Annotated in this window: 7 protein-coding genes and 1 pseudogene; all 8 read right to left on the bottom strand. The window is 48.4% G+C overall.

All coding sequences use genetic code 11. The features are described from left to right. Positions 1–182, bottom strand: a pseudogene (locus AC14M5_RS23435) (hypothetical protein); the annotation flags it as partial. 86 nt (positions 183–268) lie between these two features. Continuing rightward, positions 269–1,270 carry a WD40 repeat domain-containing protein gene (locus AC14M5_RS23430; RefSeq protein WP_484032146.1) on the bottom strand — a complete coding sequence of 334 codons (1,002 nt, stop codon included), beginning with the start codon at positions 1,268–1,270 and terminating at the stop codon, positions 269–271. A 107-nt stretch (positions 1,271–1,377) separates the two neighbouring features. Continuing rightward, positions 1,378–1,695, bottom strand: coding sequence for a nucleotidyltransferase domain-containing protein (locus AC14M5_RS23425; RefSeq protein ID WP_484032145.1), 318 nt, complete (start codon positions 1,693–1,695; stop codon positions 1,378–1,380). Positions 1,696–1,740: 45 nt separating this feature from the next. Further along, entirely contained in the window at positions 1,741–2,361 is a 621-nt protein-coding gene (gene tmk / locus AC14M5_RS23420; RefSeq protein ID WP_484032144.1) for a dTMP kinase, read from the bottom strand. An 18-nt stretch (positions 2,362–2,379) separates the two neighbouring features. Continuing rightward, the gene (locus AC14M5_RS23415) at positions 2,380–3,108 is read right to left on the bottom strand and encodes a GIDE domain-containing protein (RefSeq protein WP_484032143.1); all 729 of its coding nucleotides are present in this window, start codon (positions 3,106–3,108) and stop codon (positions 2,380–2,382) included. Between the two features lie 353 nt (positions 3,109–3,461). Next, positions 3,462–4,343 carry a DUF3037 domain-containing protein gene (locus tag AC14M5_RS23410; protein ID WP_484032142.1) on the bottom strand — a complete coding sequence of 294 codons (882 nt, stop codon included), beginning with the start codon at positions 4,341–4,343 and terminating at the stop codon, positions 3,462–3,464. After that, the gene (locus AC14M5_RS23405) at positions 4,340–5,155 is read right to left on the bottom strand and encodes a HipA family kinase (RefSeq protein WP_484032141.1); all 816 of its coding nucleotides are present in this window, start codon (positions 5,153–5,155) and stop codon (positions 4,340–4,342) included. The genes AC14M5_RS23410 and AC14M5_RS23405 overlap by 4 nt, the downstream gene beginning before the upstream one ends. Before the next feature lie 128 nt (positions 5,156–5,283). Next, a partial coding sequence (locus AC14M5_RS23400; RefSeq protein ID WP_484032140.1) for a R3H domain-containing nucleic acid-binding protein occupies positions 5,284–5,954 on the bottom strand: 671 nt, incomplete at its 5' end.

Below are 5,954 nucleotides of genomic sequence, written 5' to 3'. Positions count from 1 at the left end.
TCGCTGGCGAGGAAGGCGCGCCCGATCTCATCGAGTTCGCGCGTCGTCATCCCCGCGCGGACGGCGCCCTGCATCCGGCGCAGGGTTTCGGCACAGATGCGCCCGATGGCTTTGAGATGTTGAATATCGTTTTGGGAGTCGGCGGTCATTTTGATTTGTCTGTATTCTACCGCTTGTCTCATAAATAAGTAAACTTTTCACTGAACTCGTAGAACGAAAATCAATCCAAAGCCTAGTAAATTATGCGGCACTCTGTAATTGAATTCATCTATCCCGTGAACTTGTACGGCAGGAAGATTTCTCCCACCTTTTCACCGCTCCCCACGTCATAGAAATAGATGTAGCCGGCATTGTTACTCGCCGCCAAAATAGAACCGTCTGAATTCAAGGCGCCGCAACGCCAGCCATCACCGTTGACCATGGGAGTCGAAATTTCAAATAGTTGTTCGTAACGGGCTAAATCCCAGACTGACATGCCGCTATCGTTTCCAATGCCATAGCCCCACACGACCACGGTTTGATCGTCGCCACTTAGGTTGTTCCAGCCTGGCGCGCCGATAATATCGGGATACGTCCGAATTCCTTTGCCTGTCTCCACGTCCCATAACTCGAAACCGTAATCCCCATAATCTACCACCATCACATCTCCATCCTCGCTCAAATTGAAATTGACGGCAGCCCTTTGCACATCGAACAGGTGAGTTTCTGTCTGAGATGGAATATCCCATTTTTGGACTGTCGCTAAAAACACATCGGCGACCAGCAAGGTATTGGCGTCCGTAAAGATCATGTCATTCACAAAGTTGTCGGATGTAATTTCCGCCAACAATTCACCATCAGATATATTCCAGAATCTGAAACGCTTTTGTTCGGCTGTGACCAAAACTTTATCATCCGGACTGATGGCCAGAGTTTGAAAGTGTGTATCCAAATCTGCTTTCGTGAAAACCAAGCTAAAGTCTGCCAAACTCCAGACAAAAATCCCCTTACTGTTCACCGCGGCAATGGTATTGGTACCAAACACGGCCGTTGAGCCACCGAGCCCGTCAAATGCCGCCACCTGTTTATATGATGAGGTGTCATACACATATAAACCGGTGTTAGTGGTCAAGGCTATCAAGCGGTCATTGTTTGACCATGTTATCCTATAGGAAAAATCTTGAAATCCTGTTGAGGGAGTGTCAGCAACAATCGTTGTTGCAGTTTCCGTCACAGGGCTACAAGCTGAGACAAACAGCCCCAACAAACAAAGTGAAAGTAGAAATTTCATGGCTAAGCCTCCTCCATAAAATTCTAACTTTTGAATATGAAAATCTTCCTACGGTTGCCCTACGGGAATTCTACTTTTTGATGCAATTTCGCCGGAGTAATCTGTCATTACACAGCCACCCCTTCGCGGCGCGCATTTCGATATAAAGAAAGACTACCTACCTCAAAGTCCTTGACTGACACAGGCTTGGCAGAGATCAACTTTTCTGACTCAAGCTGAATCGGATACAGAATTTCGATCAAATTCCATAGTTCGGCAAAATAATCCAACGGAGGGTCGAGCAAAACAAGCAAATCAATGTCGCTGGCGGGCGTGGCTTCTCCACGCGCCAAAGAACCGTACAGAATTACGCCCTTAAGACGCCGGCCATATTGCTTCGCAAGCACTTCCTTACACTTCTGAACGATCTGATCTGTTGCGTCCATGGAAATCATTATACAGCAAGAAAATTGTCGAAAAATCGGTAATTTTCATTTCAGTCTTTCTAGAATCACCCTCCGCAATTCAGCCTGCACGGCATCCCATTTCTGTTCGGCGTTCACTACCACCCAGCGCTTCGGTTCGGCTTTCACCATTTCCAAATACCCGGCACGGACGCGTTTGTGGAATTCGACGGTGTAGGCGTCGAGGCGGTTCCATTCGTTGTCTTTTTTCTTGCGTCCCAGCCCGATCTCTACATCCAGGTCAAGCAGGATGGTCAGATCCGGGTCGAGTCCGCCCGTGGCGTATTTGACCAATCCGCGGACTTGCTCCAAGTTCTGTTGATGTCCATAGCCCTGATAAGCGATCGTGGAGTCGTAGTAGCGGTCGGAGATGACCACCTCCCCGTCGGCGAGACGCGGCTTGATGACCTGCTCCACAATTTGGGCGCGCGCGGCCTGATAAAGCAACGTCTCTGTGCGCGGATGCATCTCCGCGTTCTTGAGATCATGTAGAACGTCTCGAATCTGCTCGCTGATGGAGGTGCCACCCGGTTCGCGCGTCGGGAAGACGACATAACCCTTTTCGCGCAGATATTCCACGAGGTAGGGAATGTGCGAGGTCTTGCCCGAACCTTCGGGCCCTTCAAGCGTGATGAACGTGGATGGCATGTTTCTGGCGAACTCCTCTTACCGGCTGGTGAAGTAGAACACCAGCATAGCCCCGATCAAGATCCCACCCAGGATATTGATGAACACCTGCCCGGCAAACCGACTCAACAAGCCCAACTCACTGTGATCGCTGATCATGAGCGGTGTGTTCTCGCCATCCAGCATGCGCTGGCCGCCGCTGGTATAGGTTTTGCCTAGCACATAGACCTGGTCACCCGGTTCGATGAAACGCTCCTGGACGCGCATAGCCTTGTTCATGTTCAACAGGCCTTTCGTGTCCACGCCCATTTGGGTCAAGGCGGCCTGGGTTTGCTCGTCCAGTGAGCGAAACAGGCCCGAAGATTTTTTCACATCATCCCGCAGAAGCAGTTCCACGCCGCGGATGGGATGCACCTGTACCCGCCCGGTACCATCCGACACCTCAAACGACTCTGTGGACATGGGGCTACGCACGACAACCCAGCGCGAACTCTTGCCGGAACTGCGCCGTTCTGAGACCAACACCTGCCACAACACGCAGGGCGTTTGGGTAATGGGGCTGGGGATCGGGTTGCGGCTTTCGGCCCGACCGACCACTTCCACATACTCATCCCCAGGCAGTGAGGCGATCTCCCCCGTGGAGGTGCGGAGCATCCGGAAGATCTTGCCCAATTCCCGCCAGGATACGAGCAGGCCGATGAAACCGCCTGCGGCGCCACCCAAAATGACAAACAGATTCTCGGTCAGAAAATCCAGCAACACATCCATGGCATTCTCCTCGTAGACTAAGTGGTATTAACCCGTTGAACACTGGAAGTATAAGGGAGACAATCGAACAAGTAAATGTCGTTTTGGGCCGAGGAACAGCTTTACCAAAATCCAGATTTTCTAAACGCGAATTGCGCGAACAAGCGAATGGTGCGAATAAATCGCAAAACATTCGAGAAGTTCGGTCATTTGCGGCACACTTGCACCGAACTGCGTTTGGCGAGACGAAGGATAATTGATATTGAGTTGATTGTTAAAACAAACAGGAATAGGTTTGTAATCTATTCCTGTTTGTTTTTATCACTAATTACACGGGTGTTCATCAATCTGTGCAAGCCAGTTAGTAGCAATAGCTATTTCTTGTTTTCGTGAGCAACATCGGCTTCGATTTTTGGGGCAATCTCACGCGCAAAATCTTCCGCCTCATCTTCTTCAATCAATTTAATTTTTTTAGTATGTTCCCCAGTACCTAGAAGGTCTTTTGCTTTTGCATATGCTTTTAGAACCGAAATATCGTCTCTACGAGGCTTACCAAGCAGGTAATAAAGCATATTGATATCCTTGCTTGCTTCTAATACAACATTCTGACCAAAATATTGAAGTGCCTTCCTTCTGATATTTCCTGGGTTTACCAAATCAAACGAAAGAGGTTCCAGAGCTTTCCAATGTCCATTTTTCCACGCATGTTCAAATTCAAAATCTTGTTTTTCAGTCCGAATGATGGTTGGCTTTAGAAAACGAGTTACTTTTTGTTCTCTGAGCAATTTACTGAATATATTCCACACATCTTCATCATTACGGGATTCGTTTTCCTCTTGCGACAGGTAAGTTTCGACAAGGCGCCTATACAAATCATTGAAAGTCGCATCCAGATCATCAGCCATTCCACCTTGTACTTCACTAAACTGAATGGACGAATCATCTGGAGGTAAGACCTGATTTAATAGTCCCTCAATGCGATCAGGTAGCCATATATCAAAAGAAGTTTGTTTGCTATTAACTTTTTCTGCCAGTTTGTCAAGTTTACCTTGCAGACTAGTGATATAGCGCCTATAGAATTCACCATCCGCCATTGGAAAAGTCCCGGTAATACGGCTGTATTTCTGCAATAGTTTCACTCGGAAAATTGCTGGATTCTGGCAGTAAAGTGCTACCCCAACATTTAGGAATTCGCCTGTGAAAGAGTCATGAATATACCGTAAAACGGCAAATTGGAAGGGTGTTTTTGTATTCATACCAAAATCTCCTGCAAACTTCTCTTGAACGCTTCAGAATTGTCCCGAGCATTTGCGAGATAGGATGATATTTCAGATAGGTCTGGGGTGATCCACTCGGAAGGTATTTTCTCCTCTATTGTAGCAAAAATATCGTCAGATAGAGTTTCCAATATCCCTATGAATTCTTCGATTTCCAACCTACAATCTTGCCCTTTTAAACTGGAATAAAGAATATGATTTCCACACCAAGCTTCTCTAAGGAAATCCCAAGGGGCAGGAAAACCTCCAAGCATCATTTGTGGCCTTGAATAAGGAAAAGCTTGCTCGTGATCAAACAAAATAAAACCGTTCGCTGTATCAAACATATTCGGTTTTTGTAAATTTCTGTCTAAATTCCAAATCAACATATCAAAACAAAAAACCATAGTAGCATCATGAAGTTTGGCTGGAGTTACTGGTGGATTGAAGATAATCGTACCAGATAAATATTTGCTACCAAAATTCAAGCCAGGGCTTTTGCTTATGCGTTCTCTAATGATTAGGTTTGGTACACCGAGCGCAAAATCTACATCTATGTTCACCAAAGCAACATCTGGTGTGTTCAAACCAAAAAAATTAGCTAACAAAGCGCCGTATATTTCTCTTGCTAAGCTATGAACCCCCAAGCCTAACTCTGGTGTATTCCATAACTTAACAATATAGTCATCAATTCCATTCTCAGATTGACAGAGCATTTGTAATGGTTGGTTACGTCCGGTTGACATGTGCTTTCCAACGGAAAGTGCTTGCACAGTTGGAATAAAAGGTTCTTGATTATTTTTCCACACCATATTTGCCTATCCTTTTATTCACTGAAAAAGACGGAAAACATTAGGGACGTTGAAATATACAGGTCTTTTCGACTGTTTCAGTCAGTCAAATAGGAAGGGAGGAATAAGTCTAAGACTTGTCCCTTATCTTATTCCCTAAATATCCTCACATGCCGTCGCGGCTCTTTACCATACGAATGACTCACTAGTTCCGCACTGCGCGCCATTTCGTGTTGCAGGCGGCGCACGATGGACGGGCTGGGCGGCAGGTCCACCCAACGTTCGCCGTTGAGCACTGCGGAGATGGCTTGCTGGGTCTGACTGCGAATATCGTCCATGTTATCGCGCGGGGTGTGCGCGGCGCTCAGGTTATACAGGTCGCTGAGGAATTGCTCCACCTGCGCCACGGTGTTCGCCCGCAACACATAGATCGGCATGCCACGTTGTTCGGCTTCGATCACGGTCTGCTGGCGGTTGCGATAATACGTCCGCAGGGTGACGAGCGCGTCCGCTTCGGACACGTCGCGCACCACCACGGCGGGCACGCCGAGTCGCTTGGCGGCTTGTTGCAGTCGATTCTTCGCGACGCCGTAGGCGTACACGCGCACGGTCTGCAACGCCGCGCCGATTGGAGCAATGGGCTGAGGCGTGGGTGCAGGCAGTTCGGAAGCCGGAGCAGACCCCAGTCCGCGGCGAGGCGTTTTCACATCCGCTCTCGATTTGGCAGGCGGCGCGGCTTTCTCGATCTGGATCCTGCCTTCGGCGTCACGCATCCGCACTTCGGGCGGCAGGGGCGCGTCGCGCAAGAGCGAATCCACGG

It is taken from the genome of Candidatus Villigracilis sp. (genome assembly GCF_057083605.1).
The sequence above is the reverse complement of the archived record's forward strand: the minus strand, read 5'-3'. Positions and strand labels throughout refer to the sequence as shown.